Raw genomic sequence first — 20,205 nt, 5'->3', positions numbered from 1 at the left:
TCGTTGCCCTCACGTCGGCTGCCCGGTACTACAGCTTCCCGTCCCGCAGCAGATAGGTGAGCTGATCGCCCGAGGACCGCCATCCTCCGAGGTACTCTCCGACATTCGGGCCGTTCGCGGCGAACGATGCGTGCAGTCCGGTGTCGTCCACGTAGTGGACGGCGTCCCGCCCCCGGTACGTACCCTGGATGCGCCGCGTTCCCGGATTCTTCACGAACTGTCCGATGGCCCGGACGAAGGCCTCCCCGTTGGCCTTGTTGTACGGACCCTTCACGCCGAAGTCCTCCGCGTGCCTGATGCCCTGGTCGCTCGTCCGCATGTAGTGATGCGGAAGCTTGTCGGGCGACATCCAGTTCGAACCGCAGCCGGGCCCACTGTTGTGCACCAGTACGGGAGTGGCCCCCGCCAGCACGTAGTACGTGTGGAGATCGCCGACGGTGAGGTCGTGCGTGCGCCGCGGGCCCTTCTCGTCGGCCACGCCGGCGACCCGGAGGGGCACGCCCGTCGGGCTGCGCAGCTCGTCGCCTGGGCGGATGTCCTCCGCGTCGGCCCAGCGCCTGGCGCCGGTCAGCCAGAACGGGTGGTTGTCGGTGGCGGTGAGGGTGGCGCGACCCCGGTCGGTGACGACGGTGAGGCGTGTGAAGTCCTTGTCGTCCTCGGTGGTGATGGTGTCGGTGACCGGCCGTGCGGCGGTGAGTCCGGTCTCCGGATCGGTGGCGGTCACCCGATCGCCGACGCGGACCGCCTCGATGGAACGGGTGGTCCCGTCGGCGAGGAGGACCTGCGTGCCGGGCGGGAAGCTGTGGAGCTTGACGCAGTTCCCGCCGTCCCGTTCGCTCCGGACGCGGTCGAGGAGTTGCTTGACCTCGACGGTGGCGAGGGCGCGGGCGTCGACCAGGGTGCTGGCACGCAGCGGGATGCTGTAGCGGACCGTACGGCCGCCACTGGCGCGGGACTCGGCCAGGGCATCGGCCCGGTACTTCGCGGCGACCGAGGTGTAGACGGGGCCTGCGCCCGGGTTGGTGCAGGTGAGGGTGCCGGAGACGGAGTTGCCGCTGAGCGGGAACGTGCCGCGGCTGCTGGTACAGCGTCCCGCGGACCGGCCGCCGATGGTGAAGGTCGCGCTCATGACGGCGGTGACCTTGCCGTCGGTGACACGGCTCCTCGCCCCGGTGGTGACCTTTCCGGTGAACTTCTGGTGAGCGGTGCATCCCCCTGAACCGCAGTTCAGGTCCCCGGAGCCGTCGAGCGTGAAGTCGATGCCCTGGTCGCTCGCGTCCTTGAGCTGCTCGGCGTAGGCGACCAGGGTGTCGTACATCGCCTTGACGGCGTCACCGACGACCGGGGTCAGGTCCATCCCCTCGGAGCCGCCGTCCGCCAACGGTCCGGTGGTCACCCGGGGGACCTCGGTCGGCCGCTCCCCGTCCCGCCACTTGCCGATCGTCTCGGACAGGTCGTAGGGCTCCAGCCGCAGAACCCGGTACGGCTTGTTCCGGGTGACGAGGAGACGGCCGGCGGAGGTGTCGACCCCGAGGGCCGGTGTCCCGTCCACCGTGGTCGTCCGCCTCGGCGTCGAGGCGTCCGACCGCGGGGCGTCGGCCAGGACCTGGAGCGCATCCGACAGCTGGGCCGCCAGCTTCGACGGGGAGGGCCGCTGGTCGAGTATCTCGTCGAGGATGTCGGAGTTGCCGTAGAACCCGACCGTCCACGCACCCGGCGCCTTCGTTCCCGATGCGGAGTCCGCGTCGGGGACCGGATCCACCTTCCAGCGGGTGAAGTCCTTCCGGCCGATCCGCAGGACATCGCGGTCGTGCCGCTTGATGCCGGAGCTCGTGCTGCCGAACTGGTTCCCGGAGGCGGTGACGGTGATGTCCCGCTCGGTGATGCCGGCGATCGCCGTGTCCCGATAGCGCAGCCCGTCGGCGCCACCCAGGTCGTCGACCGCCTCCTCGAACGGCCGCAGGTCACGTCTCGCCACGGCCGGGGCGGATCCGGAGGAAGAGTCCACCCAGGTCAGCAGCCCGCCCACCAGCGCCAGGACCAGAGCCCCGACCCCGGCGAGGAGCAGCACGCGCCGCCTTCCGGACAGCGCACTGAAGCGCTCTCTCCAGGAGCGGCGCACCGGCGCCGGTGGGTGATCGGGCGGTGGTGGTACGAACGGGGCACCCGACGGCGGCTGTCCCGCGGCCCGCCACTGTCCTTCGGCGGGACCTGGCTCGGTCATGACTTCCCCTCATCCGTGTCGACGTCGCGCCACCGCTTCGGCGGAGCCATGGCGGCCGCGGTCCGGAGCGCCGGCCCGGCGGGAACGTGTCCCGTCCCGGGCCGACTCACCCCCCGCTTCCGCGCACCACCGACTCAACGCCCCTTCGAATCACCCGAGTTGGCGGAGTCCGGCGCGCACCACTCAGTGTGAGGGCCCAACTCCCGCAACTGGAAGCCTTTCTAGAAAAAAATCCAGAAGGAGTGTTCTACGCTGTCCGTGTCGAGACCCCAGGGCATCCGTCCCACGAGATCGAGGACGTCCGTTCGATGAGACCGAAGCAGCAACGCGGGGAGGCCACGGTCGAGCAGGTACTGGAGGCAGCGCTGCGGATATACGCCTCCGAGGGTGAGGCCGGTCTCACCGTCGGCGCGATCACCAAGGCCAGCGGGGTGAGTTCCGGCAGCGTCTACCACCACTTCGGCAACCTGCACGGCGTGATCGCCACGCTCGCGCTGCGGTCGGTGGGCCGCCTCCTGGACGCGCTGACCACCGCGCTGGAGCAGGCGGCCGACGCCCGCTCCGGCGTCCGGGCCGTCGTCCGGACCTACCTCGACTTCGCGCAGGCCCATCCGGAAGCGGCCCGGCTCATGCACTCCGTCACCGCGGACCACGAGCTCGTGACCCGCACCGGGCAGATCCGTGAGTCCCAGGAGGCCCGGCTGACGCCGATCGCCCTCTGGATCCACGCCCACACGAAGTCCGGCGAACTCGCCGATCTCCCCACCCCCGTGATCGAGGCCCTCGTCCTCGGCCCGGTCGTCGCCGTCGTCCGCCGCTGGCTCACCGTCGGCGACCTCGATCTGGCGGAGGCCGACCGCACCCTTCCCGACCAGATCTGGCGCGCCGTCAGCAGCGCCCGTACCGGCTCGCCCGACACGGGTCCTTCCTGACCGGCCGGAACAGGGCCGGGCGGAAGAGGAGCCGGGCGGAAGAGGACCCGGGCGGAGCGGAACCGGGCGGCCGTCCCGCCGGGCCGATCACCGCGATCCGGACGCCGCCCGCATGACGGCTACCGGCATCGGGCCACACGTTCCGCGGCCAGACACGTGCGGACCATCGTCACCCGTACCGTCGGGCCGCCTATACCGCACTTGATGACGTAGAAGAGGAAGAGATTGGTCGAGGTCACGGCCAGCGCGTACACGTAGACGTCGTGCAGTATCCCCAGGTACAGGAAGGTGCCGATGGTGAGCACGGCGGTGGCGTAGAACAGCGAGGTCGGCACCCACTGGGTGAGCGCGGCGAACCCGGTGATCTTGCCGTCGTCGCCCGGGACCGTACTGAGGCCGAGCCGGCGTGAGCGGGTGATGACGGCACGGATGTAGGCGAGGACCAGGAAGTTCGCCAGCCAGGTCAGACACTGTCCGATGGCCGAATTGAGGGGCCACCAGCGGGGTTCGACCAGGGTGACCGCCAGGACGAGCATGCAGGGCACGACGGCCATCACCCGCATGACCGCCTCGGTCGCCAGGGCCAGCCGGGTCAGCCCGCCCGCCCGCCATCCGATGGTGAGCGGGGTGAGGCCGGAGAACAGCGTCTGGTAGTACTTCGGTGCCGCGATGGCGTAGGAGAGCCCGACCATCCGGGCCGGGAGGTTGGCCCGCCAGTCCGGCAGCCGGTAGTCGTCGTGCCGCCACGAATCCACGATCGGGAGCCCGTCCGTGCCGCCGCCGACGTGCTGCACCAGTTCCACCAGCTTGTTGCCCCAGTCGAGGCCGAGATCGCGCAGCAGCCAGGTGATGACGGTGGCGTTCGTCACCGCCCAGATCAGCGCGGACACCATCGCCCAGAGGAGCAGCCAGTGGGCGAAGGGGCGGCGGTGCGCGTCGGGCCGGGCGCTCTGCCGCCGGTGCATCCGCCACAACCGCCATTCCCGGCCCGGGTCCCCGGACAGGGGGCGCAGCAGGCCGGGCAGCGCCCGCCAGCCGGTCTCGGTCCGCAGCTCGGACTCGCCGTTCTCGGCGGCCCGCACCGTCTCCAGTTCGGTGAGGAACGCGGTCTTCAACTCCTCGTAGGAGAAGGAGGGTTCCGTCCCCGTGCCGAAGACGATCAGTCGGCGTGCCGGGTCGGCGTCGATGAGGTCCTCGATGAAGCGGGCCAGTTGCACGGCGCGCATGTAGAAGATGTCCGGCACCACGTCGTCGGTGTCGGCGCGTCCGGTGCCGAACGTGATCAGCAGCCGGCCGAGCGAGTAGAGGTCGGCACGGGCGATCTCGCTGTCGCCCGCCCTGACCTCGGGGGCGATGTAGGAGGACTCGGCGCCGGGTGTGCCGGTGATGGTGTGGGTGTAGAGGTAGTTGCGCCCGAGGTCGACGAGCTGGAACGCGCCATCGGTGTCGGACACGATGATGTTGGAGGGCGAGAGGTCGGCGTGCACACCCTTGAGGCGGCCGTGCGCGGTGGCCTCCTGGGCGACGCGTTGCAGGTCCGCCAGCGCGTCGAGGAGCAGCACCCCGTTCTCCCGGAGCCGGTCGAGCCGGAGGCGGAGCGCCTGGCCCGCCGCCCCGGACGCATCCGGGTCGTCGCCCTCCCGGAGTAGTTCGGCGAGCGTCCTGCCCTCGATGAAGTCCATCAGGATCCAGCTGTCGAAGCTGGCCCAGACCCGCACCAGGTGCCGTGAGCCGGTGTCGGCGGTGCCGTACGTCTCGGCGTACTCGCGGGTGGCACGGGTCAGGGTCGGGATCCTGGTGAACGGGTACAGGATGAGCTTCAGGGCGAACTCCGGGCGGGTCCCGTGCACGGCCCCCGCCGCGGTGCCGCGCAGGATCAGCGAGGTGCTGCCGTGCCGGTGGAAGGCGAGCCGCCCGCGTATCGCGTCCCATTCGCGCTCGGCGGGCCCGGTGGCGGCGTCCGCGCGACGGCGTCCGGGGCGCGGCCTCGGGTGGTGGACCTCGGCGATGGTGTCGGCGACCGCCGCCTCGGTGACGAGTACGCCGCAGACGGCACCGCAGTCGTGGGTCAGCGCCCGTCCGCCACCGGGACCGCGGCCGGGAGGCGGCTGCGGGAGCGAGCGCTGGGCCTCGGACTCGGCCAGGCCGAGCAGGGTCAGCAGGTACAGACCGACGAACCCGAACAGTCCGGCGTGGCTCGCCCGGTGCCGTTCGCTCCGCTCACGGTGTCCGAGGCACCAGGCCGTCAGGACGGTGATGGTGTCCTGCCGTCCGCCGGGCCCGAACCGGTCGTCGAAGGAACGCTCGTCCAGCGGGATGTCCTGGAGCAGCAGCCGCCACGAGGCGAGGCGGCGGGTCCGCGCGCGGGCGGTCTCCGGTGTCCCGTCGGCGGGCAGTTGCAACAGGTCCCGCAACCGGGCCAGGTCCCGGTCACTATGACCCCTCAGCTCGCGCAGCGCCGCGACCAGCAGGTCCGGGGTCGGGCCTCGGTTCTCCATTCTCGGTGTCCACCACCATCAGTCTCGGCATGGTGCGGATGCCTCCGCGGCGGATCAGCTCGACGGACCGGCGCTCGGTGGCGCAGAAGGCGATCCCGTACGCCGCGCGGGCGCCGTCGAGGAGTCGGCGTTGGTTCAGCTCGTGGCGCTTGATCTCGGGCATCCAGGGCAGCGGCGCCAGATCGAGGACGTATGGCGCATCGGCCTCCGGGGCCGTACGCAGTCGGCGCAGCCGCTCCTGGTCCCGGCGCTTCTGCCGGATCGCCGCCAGGTAGCCGCGGCCGAGCCCGGTGCGCATGCGCTCCAGGTGCAGGCCGGTGAGGCGGTGCGCGAGGGTGAGTCCGCCGCCCGCCGCCCGCATGGGGCGGGTGCTGAGGGAGAGGACGTGTGTACAGCCGTCGTCGACCGCGAGCCGGAAGGGCAGGGCGGTGAGCACCCCACCGTCGACGGCGCGCCTCCCGTCCGGCATGGGGACCGTGCCGGGCAGAGCGACGGGCAGCCAGGCGGAGGCCCGCAACGTGTCCTTGAGGTCCCGACGGCCGACGAAGTCCCGCAGCACGACGGTCCGCAGGGCGTCGACGTCGGTGACCGGCACGGCCAGCGGGATCGGCGAGGCGATGACCGCCTCGTAGTCGAGGGGCTTGACCTGTTCCATGACGCGGTCGAAGGAGTACGACAGGTCGAGGATGGGCCTGCGCCGCAACATCCTTGAGAAGTCGACGAACTGTTTCGTCGTCAGGTCGTCGTAGTAGATCGAGAGCGGGTACCAGGTCTCCCCGGCCAGGAAGTAGGCCGCGTTGATGCCTCCGGAGGAGCAGCCGTAGACGACATCGAAGGCGTTCTTGTAGCCGTAGTCCTCAAGTTGGGACAGCATCGCCGCCGAGACGACTCCCCGCATGCCGCCGCCCTCCACGGCGAGCGCCACGCGCGCCCCGTCCTCGCGCCGCCCCGGCAGGCTCCCCGAAGCGCGCCGGGCGCGCAGGATCTCCAGGACGGGATGGTCCGGGTCCCAGTACCCGGCCCCGCTTCCGGCATCAGGCACCCGCATGGCACCACCCCCGCTGGAACATGCCCGGGTTCTCCCGCCGCGACACATCACGGGCGGGGCCGCACCCACCCTGCCGGACGACGATGCGAAAGACCGTGCGCACGGGCACCAGATCGCCGACCCGTACGCCGCGTCAGCGTACGGGTGCACGGAGTGGACTCGCGCGCTGACTTTCCGTAACGATTCCGGAATCGGGTGCGAGCGCCGGGACGACGTGAAGTCCCCTTTGCTCGAACGGAGTTACGGGCCAAGGGAAGGCAGGTACCAGTCGTGACGGACAGTGCGGAGGCGGGCAGTGCGGAGGCGAGTGGCACGGCCACAGACAGTACGACCGCAGGCATCACGAAGGCCGACAGTACGGCCACGGGCAGTAAGGCGGCAGGCAGTGCGGTCGCGGTCAGCGGGACCGGCGGCAGCGGCTTCACCAACGGCCAACTCGCTTGCGATGGCGAGCCGGAGGCATCGGACAGCCTCAAGGCGTTCGGCGCGGTCGTCAAGGCGTTCCGCAGGCGGGCGCGGCTGACGCAGGAGGAGTTCGCCCCGCAGGTCCGGTACTCGGTTCCCACGGTCGCCTCCATCGAGCAGGGCCGCCGGTTCCCCTCGCTCGAATTCGTGGAGCGGGCGGAGGAGGTCCTGGACGCGTTCGGGGCACTGCGGGGAGCAGCGCGGCATCTGTCCCGACGGCCGGGCATCGCGAATTGGTTCCGGCAATGGGCGGGCATCGAGGCGGACGCGGTGAGTCTGTACACGTACGAGTGCCGTGTGGTGCCGGGCCTGTTGCAGACGGAGGCGTACACGCGGGCGGTGTCGCTCAGTGTGCCGCCGCGACCGGACGAGGAGGAATTGAACGCGCGTGTCGCGGCACGACTGGACCGCCAAGAACTGCTGTCCACGCGCCGGAAGCCGCCGACGACGTTCAGTTTCATCGTGGAACAGGCGGTGCTGGAACGGCACACGGGCGGGGAGGACGTGACGCGCGAGCAGTACGACCACCTGCTGGACGTGATCGAGCGGCACTGGAACGTCGAGTTCCAACTGATGCCGCTGCGGCAGCCGGTGCACGCGGGGTTGGACGGGCCGATGCGACTGGCGGAGACCCCGGAACACCGGTGGTTCGGGTACTCGGAGGGGCAGGAGAACGGACGCTTCATCACTGACGTGAAGGAGATCAGCCGCCTCCACCGGCGATATGCTTCACTGCGCTCACAGGCCCTGACCCCCGAGGATTCCCTCAGCCTGTTGAAGCGAATGCGAGGAGCGCTATGAGCACGTCCGAACTGACCTGGTTCAAGAGCAGTTACAGCGGCTCGCAGGGCGACGACTGCGTCGAGGTGGCGATGTCCCGGGCCGCCTCGGAGCCGGCCACGGCCGTCCACGTACGGGACTCCAAGCTGGACCGGAGCCCCCGACTCACCGTCACCCCCGAGGCATGGTGCGACTTCCTGCCGTACGCGACGCACGGCTGAGCATTCCCTCCGTACGAACACGAGAAGCGCCACGCGCTCGTACCCCGGCTCCGCCACCGCACACCGCAGCGGTGGCGGAGCCGGCCGGGACGCCGACACCCTGCCGCTCCTCCCACCCTGGTCCCAGGCCCAGACCCGGCTCCGGCTCCGGCTCCGACCGAAGCCTTCGAAATCCGTTTCCGGGAGCGGTGATCGATCCGTAGGGTGCGCGCCGTGGACACCACCTACCAACGCCTCGTCGCCTCCGACTCCGACGCTCTGGCCGACTTCCTGATCAATGAGCCGTGGCCGTTCCACGGACCGACGGTGCTCGACCGCGCCACCATCCGCCAACGGGTCCGCGACGGCTTCTACGACGGTGACGACAGCCGCACCTTCTGGATCGGCGAAGGCGGTGAAAGAGTCGGTCTGATCCGGCTGTTCGACCTCGCCGATGTGCTCCACGGAGGCGCGCCGCTGTTCGACCTCAGGATCGGCGGAGCCCACCGGGGTCGGGGCCTGGGCGGACAGGCCCTGACCTGGCTGACGCACTACCTGTTCACCGAGTTCCCCGGCCTTCGGAGGATCGAGGGCACCACACGCCAGGACAACCGCGCGATGCGCCGCACGTTTCTGTCCAGCGGGTACGTGAAGGAAGCGCATCACCGCGAGGCCTGGCCCGGCGAGCAGGGGCGCGTCCACGATGCGGTCGGATACGCGATCCTGCGCCGCGACTGGCTCTCCGGCGTGACGACGCCGCCGGACTGGAACGACGAGTAGCCTGCGAGGGACCCGCCGAAGCGAATGCGAGGAGTGCTGTCTCCTGGCGGAGCTTCCTCTCCTACGCCACCCGGGACCGAGAACTCCACAACACGCACGCACGCCCCGCCCCGCCCCGCCCCGACGCGCATCGGGGCGGGGCGTCGCGTTTCGCCTCCCCCGCGCCCCCGCCCCCCGTACCGCGTCGGGGCTTGAAGTCGTCGCCACGCGGCTCCGGTCGGTGTACGGGCCCGGGGCCGCACCACCCACTCCCGCCAAGGCGATGAGTTTCAGCCACACCCCACACCATCTCAGCCACCACCAACGCCCGCCGCCTGAGCCGATGTTCGAATACGGCCGCCACAGAGCCGACACCATCCCGCACCGTGGATTCAGCCGGTGCGGGCCCCTCTACGCCACCCCGGTGTTGATCGGCGAAACGTCCGCTTAACGAACATGGTCTTTCCGGCAACGAACGAGATCCGGCCAAGTTGTTGACGCGCTCCTGACAGGAACACCCTCCGGCTGACACTCTTCACCCCGTTCTGCGCACTTCTCATTCGCCGGCCGGCTGACACCCACCGGCCGGTACCCCCCTTGCAGAAGGAGTTCGCGTGAGATCCACGCCCAGCCGTCGCGCCACCGCGACCGGTGCTCTGATAGCCGCAGCGGCGCTTCTCGCCGTCGGCGTCCAGGCCGGCACGGCCACCGCCACCCCCGGCAACACGACCGCGGCAGCGGCGACCGCCGGCGCCAAGTTCGGTGCACTGGCAAAGCAGCTCACTCCCTCCCAGCGTGCCGAGCTGATCCGCGAGGCCGACGCGACCAAGGCGGCCACGGCCAAGGAGCTCGGACTCGGCTCCCAGGAGAAGCTCGTCGTCAGGGACGTCATCCAGGACAACGACGGCACCACGCACACGCGTTACGAGCGCACCTTCGCGGGCCTCCCGGTGCTCGGCGGCGACCTGGTCGTCAAGGAGTCCAAGTCCGGCGCGACCCAGGGCGTCACCAAGGCGTCCAAGGTCACCAGCGGCCAGCTGAAGGCCGTGGACACGAAGGCCGACGTCGCGCCCGCCGTCGCCGAGAAGCAGGCGCTCGGGCTCGCCAAGGCCGACGGCTCCAAGAAGACCGAGGCCGACCGGGCACCCCGCAAGGTGGTCTGGATGGCGCAGGGCACGCCGCAGCTCGCCTACGAGACCGTCGTCGGCGGCCTCCAGGAGGACGGCACGCCGAACGAGCTGCACGTCATCACGGACGCCACCACCGGCGCGAAGCTGTACGAGTGGCAGGGTGTCGTCAACGGCGTCGGCAACACGCAGTTCAGCGGCCAGGTCACCCTGGGCACCTCGGGTTCGTACACGCTGACGGACGCGGGCCGCGGCAACCACAAGACGTACAACCTGAACCACGGCAGCTCCGGCACCGGGACGCTGTTCTCGAACACCACGGACGTCTGGGGCAACGGCACCCCGCAGAACGCCGAGACGGCCGGCGCCGACGCGCACTACGGCGCGGCGGAGACCTGGGACTACTACAAGAACGTCCACGGCCGCACCGGCATCCGGGGCGACGGCGTCGGCGCGTACTCCCGCGTGCACTACGGCAACAACTACGTCAACGCGTTCTGGCAGGACAGCTGCTTCTGCATGACGTACGGCGACGGCAGCGGCAACGCGAACCCGCTGACCGCCCTCGACGTGGCCGCGCACGAGATGTCGCACGGCGTCACCGCCAACACCGCGGGCCTGATCTACAGCGGCGAGTCCGGTGGCCTCAACGAGGCGACCAGCGACATCTTCGCCACCGCGGTCGAGTTCTACGCCAACAACGCGTCCGACAAGGGCGACTACCTCATCGGCGAGAAGATCGACATCAACGGCGACGGCACCCCGCTGCGCTACATGGACAAGCCGAGCAAGGACGGCGCGTCCAAGGACGCGTGGTACTCGGGCATCGGCAACATCGACGTCCACTACTCCTCGGGTCCGGCGAACCACTTCTTCTACCTGCTCTCCGAGGGCAGCGGAAAGAAGACCATCAACGGCGTCGACTACGACTCGCCGACCTCCGACGGTCTGCCGGTGACCGGCATCGGCATCAACAAGGCCGAGAAGATCTGGTTCAAGGCGCTCACCACCAAGTTCACCTCCACCACGAACTACGCGGCGGCCCGCACCGGCACCCTCGCCGCGGCCGGTGAGCTGTACGGCACGACCAGCGCCGAGTACAAGGCCGTCGCCGACGCCTGGGCCGCCATCAACGTCGGCTCGCGTCCCGGCGGCGGCGACCCCGAACCCGGCGGCAAGGTCTTCGAGAGCACCGCCAAGGTCGCCATCCCGGACCGCGGCGCGGCCATCACCACCTCGGTCAACGTCACCGGTGTCACGGGCAACGCCCCCAGCACCCTCAAGGTCGGCGTGGACATCACCCACACCTACCGCGGTGACCTGGTCATCGACCTCGTCGCCCCGGACGGCGGCACCTTCCGGCTGAAGAACGCCCAGCTCGGCGACTCCGCGGACAACGTCGTGGAGACCTACACGGTCAACGCCTCGTCCAAGGTCGCCAACGGCACCTGGAAGCTCAAGGTCCAGGACATGTACTCGGGCGACAAGGGCACCATCAACGGCTTCAAGCTGACCTTCTGAGACGGCTTCGGGCCGACTCTCCGAGACCCGGGCGACACCCTGTGACGCCCGGACAGCACCCGAACCACGTTCCGGACCTCGGTACGGAACGCCCGCCCGGGAGGAGCACCGCGCTTCTCCCGGGCGGTTCGGCGTCCGCGGGGGTACGAGACGGCCCCGGGCTCTCAGCGCATGAGCAGGCCCGCGCCGTCCGCCGCGGTCTCCGTCGGCAGCGCCACCAGCCCGAGCTCGGCGCCGGTCGCCAGCCGCGGATGCGCGGGCAGCACCCGCACCGTGTAGCCGTACGGACCGGTGCGGTCGAGCACCAGCGGCCCCTCGTAGAGCCAGCGGCCCTCCAGGTCCTGGCCGCCCGCGGGCTTCAGCGGGAGGACCTGGGCGTCCGAGATGCCGTCGGCGGCGTCCACCCGGCCGGCCACCGCCTGCACCTCCACGTCCTCCGGCTCCAGCTCCCCGAGGGTGACCCTGGCCCGCAGCGTCAGCGTCGAGCCCAGCTCGGCCGAGCCCTCCACCGTGTCCGGCACCTCGGCCGCCACATGGTCGACGGCGACCCGCGGCCAGGCGGTGCGGACCGCCGCCTTCCAGCCGGCGAGACGGCGGGCCGCGCCCCGGTCCATCGCCCCTTGCGCCAGCGCCGCGGGCGCGTACAGCCGCTCCACGTACTCCGCGACCATGCGCCCGGCGAGGACCTTGGGGCCGAGGTCGCGCAGCGTGCGCCGGACCATCTCGATCCAGCGGCCCGGTAGCCCCTCGTCGTCCCGGTCGTAGAAACGCGGCGCGATGCGGTCCTCGATCAGCTCGTAGAGCGCGCCCGCCTCCAGGTCGTCGCGGCGGTCCTCGTCCACGGCCAGACCGTCGGCGGTGGGGATCGCCCAGCCGAAGTCCGGCTCGTACCACTCGTCCCACCAGCCGTCGAGGACCGAGAGGTTGAGACAGCCGTTGAGCGCGGCCTTCATTCCGCTGGTGCCGCACGCCTCCAGAGGACGCAGCGGGTTGTTGAGCCAGATATCGCACCCCGGGTAGAGCTTCTGCGCCAGGGCCATGCCGTAGTCGGGTAGGAAGACGATGCGGTGGCGGACCCGGGGGTCGTCGGAGAACCGCACCAACTCCCGCACCAGCCGCTTGCCGCCGTCGTCGGCGGGATGTGCCTTGCCCGCGACGACGATCTGGACCGGGCGCTCCGGATGGGTCAGCAGTTCCCTGAGCCGGTCGCGGTCGCGCAGCATCAGGGTCAGCCGCTTGTACGAGGGCACGCGCCGGGCGAAGCCGATCGTGAGCACGTCCGGGTCCAGCACGCCGTCGATCCAGCCGAGTTCGGCCGGTTCCGCGCCCCGGTCGTGCCAGGAGACGCGGAGCCGTTCGCGTACCTCGGTGACCAGCTGGGCACGCAACTCACGTCGCAGCTCCCAGAGTTCGCCGTCGGGGATGTCGGTGGCACCGTCCCAGGGTCCGGCGGCGCCGTCCCATCGCCCGGGGGACCCGCCGCAGCGGCCGCACAGTCGCAGGATCTCGGGGGCGACCCAGGTGGGTGCGTGGACTCCGTTGGTCACCGAGGCGATCGGCACCTCCTCCGCGTCGAAGCCCGGCCACAGCCCGGCGAACATCTCTCGGCTGACCCGCCCGTGGAGGGTGGAGACGCCGTTGGCGCGCTGGGCGAGGCGCAGCCCCATCACCGCCATGTTGAAGACGCGCGGCTCGCCGCCGGGATAGGTCTCCGTGCCCAGGTCCAGGACGTGTTCGACGTCCACGCCCGGGAGTTCGCCCTCGTCGCCGAAGTGCCGGGCGACGAGTTCGCGGTCGAAGCGGTCGATCCCGGCCGGTACGGGCGTGTGGGTGGTGAAGACCGTTCCGGCCCGTACGAACTCCACCGCTGCGTCGAAGTCCAGCCCGGTGTCGGCGAGTTCACGGATGCGTTCGAGGCCGAGGAATCCGGCGTGCCCCTCGTTGGTGTGGAACACCTCGGGCGCCGGATGGCCGGTGAGGCGGCAGTACGTGCGCACCGCCCGTACCCCGCCGATGCCGAGCAGCATCTCCTGGAGCAGCCGGTGCTCGCTGCCGCCCCCGTACAGCCGGTCGGTCACCTCGCGTTCGCCGGGCGCGTTCTCCTCCACCTCGGAGTCCAGCATCAGCAGCGGTACGCGTCCGACCCGGGCCTGCCAGATGTGGGCGTGCAGCGAGCGGCCGCCGGGCAGCGCGAGCACCACCCGGCTGGGGGTTCCGTCGGCCTCGCGGAGCTGGGTGAGCGGCAGCTCGTCCGGGTCGAGCACGGGGTAGTGCTCCTGTTGCCAGCCGTCGCGGGACAGGCTCTGGCGGAAGTAGCCGTGCCGGTAGAGCAGACCGACGGCGACGAGCGGGACGCCCAGGTCGCTGGCGGCCTTGAGGTGGTCCCCGGCGAGGATGCCGAGCCCGCCGGAGTACTGGGGCAGGGCGGCGGTGACGCCGAACTCGGGCGAGAAGTAGGCGACGGCGGCCGGGAGTTCCACGCCCCGGCCGAGCTGTTCCTGGTACCACCTGGGCCCGTCCAGATAGTTCCGCAGATCCGCGGACACCTCGGCCAGCCGCTGCAGGAACTGTTCGTCCGCCGCCAGCTCGGCGAGCCGTGCGGCCGACACGGCGCCGAGCAGCCGCACGGGGTCGCACTCCGCCGTCCGCCGGATCTCCGGGTCGACGGCCTGGAAGAGTTCACGGGTCTCGGTGTGCCAGGACCAGCGCAGATTGTGGGCGAGGTCGCCGAGCGGTCGAAGGGGGTCGGGGAGGACGGGGCGCACGGTGAATCGACGAATGGCCTTCACACGTTCCACCTTTACAGGGGACATGCCGTTCCCGGCGGACGCACCACGGCGTGCGCGGCTCGGTCACCCTGCGGGATTCCCGGCCGCCCACGGAAATCCTCGGCGATGCGCCGACATGTCCTTCGGGCCCGAATGGACGAATACGGCCCCGACACCTTCCGCACCCCGTGAATTCCGCCCGAATGCACTACGAAACCGGTGCGTCGCAGGCCGTTTCGCGCGCGCTCGGCACTTCCACACCCGGCCGTTCGAGTGCCATTTGAGTGAATGCGAAAGAAGCGGCCACGCCCACACACCGTCAGCCGCCGACCGAGCGGCCGGAAGCGGCTAGAAAGGACGGACCCCCGTCGGTCGCGGTGGGCGCATTCGGCCCACCGCGACACCGGCGCGCCCTGCTCGGCCCGAGCCCTGTCCCCAGAGGTTTCCATGATCGGTCGCATTCCCGTTCTCGACGTCGGCCCCCTCGTCGACTGCGGCAGAAGGCCAGCCAAGGCGGTCACCGGCGAGACCTTCCAGGTCACCGCGACCGTCTTCGGGGAGGGCCACGGTGCCGTCGCCGCCAATGTGGTCCTGCTGGACCCGAACGGGCGGACCGGGCCCTGGACGCCGATGCGTGAACTCGCCCCCGGCACCGACCGATGGGGCGCCGACGTCACCCCGGACGCCGAGGGGCGCTGGACGTACGCGGTCGAGGCGTGGAGCGATCCGGTCACCACCTGGCGGCACGAGGCCGGCATCAAGATCCCGGCGGGGATCGACACCGCGCTCGTCCTGGCGGAGGGCGCCGAGCTGCACGAGCGGGCCGCCATGGGCGTGCCCAAGCGGGACGGGCGCGAGGCCGTGCTGGCCGCGGCCGACGCGCTGCGCGACGCGTCCCGCCCGGCCGCCGCCCGGCTGGCCGCGGCGCTGGCCCCCGAGGTACGGGCCGCGCTCGACCGCCATCCGCTGCGCGAACTGGTCACCGGGTCGGCCCCGCTGCCGCTGCTGGTCGAGCGCCGAAGGGCCTTGTTCGGCTCGTGGTACGAACTGTTCCCCCGCTCGGAGGGCGCCACCGTCGAGCCGGCCGGACGGTCCGGGCGGTCGGGACGGGCCGGACCGCCCCGGGACACGACGGCCGCGCCGCAGCGGATCGTCAGCGGCACCTTCCGTACCGCCGCCGAGCGGCTGCCCGCGGTCGCCGCCATGGGATTCGACGTGGTCTACCTTCCGCCCGTCCACCCCATCGGCACCACTCATCGCAAGGGCCCCAACAACTCCCTCTCCGCCGCACCGCACGACGTCGGCGTGCCGTGGGCGATCGGATCGGCCGAGGGCGGTCACGACGCCGTCCACCCGGATCTCGGCACCCTCGACGACTTCGACCATTTCGTCGGGACGGCGCGCAAGCTGCGCATGGAGATCGCGCTGGACTTCGCGCTCCAGTGCTCCCCCGACCACCCCTGGGTCCAGGAGCACCCCGACTGGTTCCGGCATCGCGCCGACGGTTCGATCGCCTACGCCGAGAATCCGCCGAAGAAATACCAGGACATCTATCCGATCGCCTTCGACAAGGACATGCGCGGCCTGGTCGAGGAAACGGTTCGCATTCTCCGTTTCTGGATGGACCGCGGAGTGCGGATCTTCCGGGTCGACAATCCTCACACCAAACCGGTGGTCTTCTGGGAGACGGTGATCGCCGAAATCAACGGGACCGATCCGGATGTGATCTTCCTGGCCGAGGCATTCACCCGTCCCGCGATGATGCGGACGCTGGCCGCCGTCGGTTTCCAGCAGTCCTACACGTATTTCACCTGGCGCGACAGCAAGAAGGAGATCACCGAGTACATCACGGAACTGGCGGGCGAGACCGCCCCGTTCATGCGGCCCAATTTCTTCGTGAACACCCCGGACATCCTGCCGGGCCATCTCCAGGGCGGGGGCCGCCCGGCCTTCGAGGCACGGGCCGTGCTCGCCGCGACGCTGGCGCCTTCCTGGGGCGTGTACGCGGGCTACGAGCTGTGCGAGAACACGCCGGTACGTCCGGGCAGCGAGGAATACCTCGACTCGGAGAAGTACCAGATCCGGATCAGGGACTGGGAGGGGGCGGCGCGCGAGGGCCGCACGCTGGCCCCGCTCATCACCCGTCTCAACCGCATCAGGCGGTGTCACCCGGCTCTCCAGCAATTGCGCGATGTGCACTTCCACGCCGTCGACAACGACGCGTTGATCGCGTACAGCAAGCGCTCGGGGCGGGACACCGTACTGGTGGTCGTCAACCTCGACCCGCACCACACCCAGGAGGCCACGGTCTCGTTGGACATGTCGCGACTCGGCCTCGACCGGCACGAGAGCGTGCCGGTGTGCGACGAGCTCACCGGCGACACCTATCACTGGGGCAGGACCTTCTATGTGCGCCTGGAGCCGGGCGTCACGCCCGCGCACATCGTGGTCCTGCGACCGTCCCCGTCTACCGGAGGGTCACCCACACCATGATCGTCAATGAGCCCGTCCCCGACACGTTCGAGGACACCCCCGCCAAGGACCGCGATCCCGACTGGTTCAAGCGTGCCGTCTTCTACGAGGTACTGGTCCGTTCCTTCCAGGACTCCAACGGCGACGGCATCGGCGACCTCAAGGGCATCACCGCCAAGCTGGACTACCTCCAGTGGCTGGGCGTCGACTGCCTCTGGCTGCCACCGTTCTTCAAGTCACCGCTGCGCGACGGCGGTTATGACGTCTCCGACTACACCGCCGTGCTGCCGGAGTTCGGCGACCTGGCCGACTTCGTCGAGTTCGTCGACGCCGCGCACCAGCGCGGCATGCGCGTGATCATCGACTTCGTCGTGAACCACACGAGCGATCAGCACGAGTGGTTCCAGCAGTCCCGCAGCGACCCGAAGGGGCCGTACGGCGACTACTACATCTGGGCCGACGACGACAAGCAGTTCCCGGACGCCCGGATCATCTTCGTCGACACGGAGACGTCCAACTGGACGTTCGACCCGGTGCGCAAGCAGTACTACTGGCACCGGTTCTTCTCCCACCAGCCCGACCTCAACTACGAGAACCCGGCGGTGCAGGAGGAGATCCTGGCCGCGCTGCGCTTCTGGCTGGACCTCGGCATCGACGGGTTCCGGCTGGACGCCGTGCCGTACCTCTTCCAGCGCGAGGGCACCAACTGCGAGAACCTTCCGGAGACGCACGACTTCCTCAAGCGGGTGCGCGAGGAGATCGACACGCACTACCCGGACACCGTGCTGCTCGCCGAGGCCAATCAGTGGCCGGAGGACGTCGTCGACTACTTCGGCGACTACCAGCGCGGCGGGGACGAGTGCCACATGGCGTTCCACTTCCCCGTGATGCCGAGGATCTTCATGGCGGTCCGGCGGGAGAGCCGCTATCCGGTCTCCGAAGTCCTGGCGAAGACCCCAGCAATCCCGAGCAACTGCCAGTGGGGCATCTTCCTGCGCAACCACGACGAGCTCACCCTCGAAATGGTCACGGACGAGGAACGTGACTACATGTACGCGGAGTACGCCAAGGATCCGCGGATGCGCGCCAACATCGGCATCCGGCGGCGCCTGGCGCCCCTGCTCGACAACGACCGCAACCAGATCGAACTGTTCACCGCGCTGCTGCTGTCCCTGCCGGGCTCCCCGATCCTCTACTACGGGGACGAGATCGGGATGGGCGACAACATCTGGCTGGGCGACCGCGACGCGGTGCGCACCCCGATGCAGTGGACGCCCGACCGCAACGCGGGCTTCTCCTCCAGCGATCCCGGGCGGCTCTACCTCCCCACGATCATGGACCCGGTCTACGGCTACCAGGTCACCAACGTCGAGGCGTCGATGGCCTCCCCGTCGTCGCTGCTGCATTGGACCCGGCGGATGATCGAGATCCGCAAGCAGAACCCCGCCTTCGGGCTCGGCTCGTTCAACGAACTGCCGTCGTCGAACCCGGCGGTGCTCGCCTTCACCCGCGAGCGCGGGGACGACCTGGTGCTGTGCGTGAACAACTTCTCGCGGTTCGCGCAGCCCACGGAGCTCGATCTGCGCTCGTACGACGGGCGCCATCCGGTCGAGCTGATCGGCGGGGTGCGCTTCCCTGCCATCGGCTCGCTGCCCTATCTGCTGACGCTGGCGGGGCACGGGTTCTACTGGTTCCGGCTGCGGAAGGACGTGCCCTCCAGCTGACGGCTCGTCATTTCGCAGCAACCGAACGCGGGGCGGTGACCGCCGCCCCGCACGGGGAACGCCCTTCTCCCCCTCTCACTCCTCTCGCCCATTCGCCGCGTCGAACGCTTCCGGGCCCTTCTTCGAGCCGAGTCCGTACGGACCATCCTGACCCGAAACGTCCCGCACAGTCGGACAGCCAATGCCGCAATCCGGAACACTCTTCGCATCCTGTGGTGTACCCGGGGAAAGGACGCGTTGCCATGTCGGAGGCTGCATCCATCCGGGTCGCCCAGGCCGACAGCACAGCTCTGCTTCCGTCTCTCGTCCCCCTGTTGCACGAATGGCTGCCCCGGCAGCGGTGGTTCGCGGGCAAGGGACAGCCGATCACCGGTTTCTCGCTGGTGTCGGCGACCGAGATGCTGCCGGTGGACGCCCCTTCCGTGACCGCAGGATCCGGGGCCGGGCTGCTCCATCTGCTGGTGCGGGCCCATCAGCCGGCGGCGCCCGCGCGATGGCCCGCCGACTGCTACCAACTGCTGCTCGGAGTACGGGCCGCGCTGCCTCCCCCGCTGGCGCCCGCGCTCATCGGCCGTCCGGCGAACGGACCGCTCGCGGGCCGCGCGGTCTACGAGGGGCTGCACGATCCCCGCCTCGCCGCGCTCCTGCTGGAGCGGCTGCGCACCCCCGGCGCGCTGGGTGCCCTGCGCTTCGGCCGGGGCGGCGCCCCCGTCGCCGCCGGACCGGCGCCCCGCGTGCTGGACACCGAGCAGTCCAACACCTCGCTCGTCTACGGCGACGCCTACATCCTCAAGATCTTCCGCCGGGTGTTCCCGGGCACCAACCCCGACCTGGAACTGCCGCTGGCGCTCGCCCGCGAGGGGTGCGGCCGGGTGCCCGCCCCCGTCGCCTGGTTCGAGTCCATCGCGCCGGAACCGCTCACCCTCGGTGTTCTCCAGCCGTACCTGCGCGACGCGGAGGACGGCTGGCAGCTCGCCCTGCGCGCCCTCGCCCGGGGCCACGACTTCACCGAAGAGGCGCACGCTCTCGGCCGGGCCACCGCGGAGGTGCACACCGCGCTGGCCGCCGCGCTGCCCACGCCCGTCCTGCGCCCCGCCCAGACCGCGCACCTGGCGGCCGGGATGGTGCGCAGGCTGGATGCCGCGGCGCGGGCGGTGCCCGCGCTCGTGCCGTATGTGCCCGGTCTGCGCGCGGCGTTCGACGCGGTGGCCTTGCTCGGCGACCGGGGCCACGACCGGGCGGCCCAGCGGATCCACGGCGATCTCCATCTCGGCCAGACCCTGCGCGCGGCCGACGGTTTCTGGTCGCTGATCGACTTCGAGGGCGAGCCGGCCAGGCCGCTGGCCGAGCGCCGCCGCCCGCAGCCACCGGTGCGCGACGTCGCCGGCATGCTCCGCTCCTTCGACTACGCGGCCCGTTCGCACCGCCCGTGGAACGCCGAGTGGGCGGCGCGCTGCCGGACCGCGTACTGCGAGGGCTACGCCGAGGCCGCGGGCGTCGACCCGCGCAGCGAACCGGAGCTGCTGCGCGCCCACGAGACCGACAAGGCGGTGTACGAGGTGCTGTACGAGGCACGGCACCGGCCCGACTGGCTGCCGGTCCCGATGGCGGCGATCCACCGTCTGGCCGCCGTCTCCGACTGACGGGCCGTCTGCCCGGCGGCTGCCCGGCATCCGGCCGACACCTG

Annotated in this window: 12 protein-coding genes; 8 read left to right on the top strand and 4 right to left on the bottom strand. The window is 70.5% G+C overall.

Annotated elements, in window-relative coordinates:
• Nucleotides 1-28: 28 nt before the first annotated feature.
• On the bottom strand, nucleotides 29-2,224 hold the full coding sequence (locus AMK22_RS12995; protein WP_079186124.1) for a polymorphic toxin-type HINT domain-containing protein: 2,196 nt from the start codon (nucleotides 2,222-2,224) through the stop codon (nucleotides 29-31).
• Nucleotides 2,225-2,532: 308 nt separating this feature from the next.
• Between AMK22_RS12995 and AMK22_RS12990 the strand changes: the two genes are divergently transcribed.
• A complete protein-coding gene (locus tag AMK22_RS12990; RefSeq protein WP_073784931.1) occupies nucleotides 2,533-3,156 on the top strand; it encodes a TetR/AcrR family transcriptional regulator in 624 nt (207 codons plus the stop codon).
• Between the two features lie 119 nt (nucleotides 3,157-3,275).
• Here AMK22_RS12990 and AMK22_RS12985 read toward each other — a convergent pair whose 3' ends face one another.
• Both AMK22_RS12985 and AMK22_RS12980 read right to left on the bottom strand, forming a co-directional pair.
• Entirely contained in the window at nucleotides 3,276-5,654 is a 2,379-nt protein-coding gene (locus AMK22_RS12985; RefSeq protein ID WP_073784541.1) for a hypothetical protein, read from the bottom strand.
• Nucleotides 5,590-6,702 (bottom strand): patatin-like phospholipase family protein, encoded by a 1,113-nt coding sequence (locus AMK22_RS12980; RefSeq protein ID WP_073784539.1) that lies wholly within the window; start codon nucleotides 6,700-6,702, stop codon nucleotides 5,590-5,592. Before AMK22_RS12980 ends, AMK22_RS12985 begins: the two co-directional genes overlap by 65 nt.
• Before the next feature lie 339 nt (nucleotides 6,703-7,041).
• On the opposite strand from AMK22_RS12980, the gene AMK22_RS12975 reads away from it, so the two are divergent.
• The 4 genes from AMK22_RS12975 to AMK22_RS12960 all read left to right on the top strand — a co-directional run bounded on the left by AMK22_RS12975 (nucleotide 7,042) and on the right by AMK22_RS12960 (nucleotide 11,554).
• Entirely contained in the window at nucleotides 7,042-7,968 is a 927-nt protein-coding gene (locus tag AMK22_RS12975; RefSeq protein ID WP_073784929.1) for a helix-turn-helix domain-containing protein, read from the top strand.
• Nucleotides 7,965-8,168, top strand: coding sequence for a DUF397 domain-containing protein (locus AMK22_RS12970; protein ID WP_073784537.1), 204 nt, complete (start codon nucleotides 7,965-7,967; stop codon nucleotides 8,166-8,168). Before AMK22_RS12975 ends, AMK22_RS12970 begins: the two co-directional genes overlap by 4 nt.
• A 213-nt stretch (nucleotides 8,169-8,381) precedes the next feature.
• Nucleotides 8,382-8,927: a GNAT family N-acetyltransferase gene (locus AMK22_RS12965; protein WP_073784927.1), complete on the top strand. Its 546-nt coding sequence runs from the start codon at nucleotides 8,382-8,384 to the stop codon at nucleotides 8,925-8,927.
• Between the two features lie 593 nt (nucleotides 8,928-9,520).
• Complete coding sequence (locus AMK22_RS12960) at nucleotides 9,521-11,554, top strand: M4 family metallopeptidase (RefSeq protein WP_073784535.1); 2,034 nt, start codon at nucleotides 9,521-9,523, stop codon at nucleotides 11,552-11,554.
• A gap of 164 nt (nucleotides 11,555-11,718) precedes the next feature.
• On the opposite strand, the gene glgP is transcribed toward AMK22_RS12960, so the two are convergent.
• Complete coding sequence (glgP, locus tag AMK22_RS12955) at nucleotides 11,719-14,343, bottom strand: alpha-glucan family phosphorylase (protein WP_199883207.1); 2,625 nt, start codon at nucleotides 14,341-14,343, stop codon at nucleotides 11,719-11,721.
• A 426-nt stretch (nucleotides 14,344-14,769) separates the two neighbouring features.
• Between glgP and AMK22_RS12950 the strand changes: the two genes are divergently transcribed.
• The 3 genes from AMK22_RS12950 (at nucleotide 14,770) to AMK22_RS12940 (ending at nucleotide 20,161) form a co-directional block, all read left to right on the top strand.
• On the top strand, nucleotides 14,770-16,815 hold the full coding sequence (locus AMK22_RS12950; RefSeq protein ID WP_073784533.1) for an alpha-1,4-glucan--maltose-1-phosphate maltosyltransferase: 2,046 nt from the start codon (nucleotides 14,770-14,772) through the stop codon (nucleotides 16,813-16,815).
• Nucleotides 16,812-18,518, top strand: coding sequence for a maltose alpha-D-glucosyltransferase (gene treS, locus AMK22_RS12945; RefSeq protein ID WP_073784531.1), 1,707 nt, complete (start codon nucleotides 16,812-16,814; stop codon nucleotides 18,516-18,518). The genes AMK22_RS12950 and treS overlap by 4 nt, the downstream gene beginning before the upstream one ends.
• A 242-nt stretch (nucleotides 18,519-18,760) precedes the next feature.
• Entirely contained in the window at nucleotides 18,761-20,161 is a 1,401-nt protein-coding gene (locus AMK22_RS12940; protein WP_073784529.1) for a maltokinase N-terminal cap-like domain-containing protein, read from the top strand.
• Nucleotides 20,162-20,205: the final 44 nt, after the last annotated feature.

Origin of the sequence: Streptomyces sp. CB01580, from assembly GCF_001905795.1 — a bacterium.
Taxonomy (GTDB): Bacteria; Actinomycetota; Actinomycetes; order Streptomycetales; family Streptomycetaceae; genus Streptomyces.
Note: the sequence above shows the minus strand (reverse complement) of the source record. Positions and strands in the feature narration are given on the sequence as shown.

Excerpts from the sequence above, each read along its gene's own strand:
- AMK22_RS12995 (WP_079186124.1), bottom strand. The coding sequence starts at position 2,224 with ATGACCGAGCCAGGTCCCGCCGAAGGACAGTGGCGGGCCGCGGGACAG.
- AMK22_RS12990 (WP_073784931.1), top strand. The coding sequence starts at position 2,533 with ATGAGACCGAAGCAGCAACGCGGGGAGGCCACGGTCGAGCAGGTACTG.
- AMK22_RS12985 (WP_073784541.1), bottom strand. The coding sequence starts at position 5,654 with ATGGAGAACCGAGGCCCGACCCCGGACCTGCTGGTCGCGGCGCTGCGC.
- AMK22_RS12980 (WP_073784539.1), bottom strand. The coding sequence starts at position 6,702 with ATGCGGGTGCCTGATGCCGGAAGCGGGGCCGGGTACTGGGACCCGGAC.
- AMK22_RS12970 (WP_073784537.1), top strand. The coding sequence starts at position 7,965 with ATGAGCACGTCCGAACTGACCTGGTTCAAGAGCAGTTACAGCGGCTCG.
- AMK22_RS12950 (WP_073784533.1), top strand. The coding sequence starts at position 14,770 with ATGATCGGTCGCATTCCCGTTCTCGACGTCGGCCCCCTCGTCGACTGC.
- treS (WP_073784531.1), top strand. The coding sequence starts at position 16,812 with ATGATCGTCAATGAGCCCGTCCCCGACACGTTCGAGGACACCCCCGCC.
- AMK22_RS12940 (WP_073784529.1), top strand. The coding sequence starts at position 18,761 with ATGTCGGAGGCTGCATCCATCCGGGTCGCCCAGGCCGACAGCACAGCT.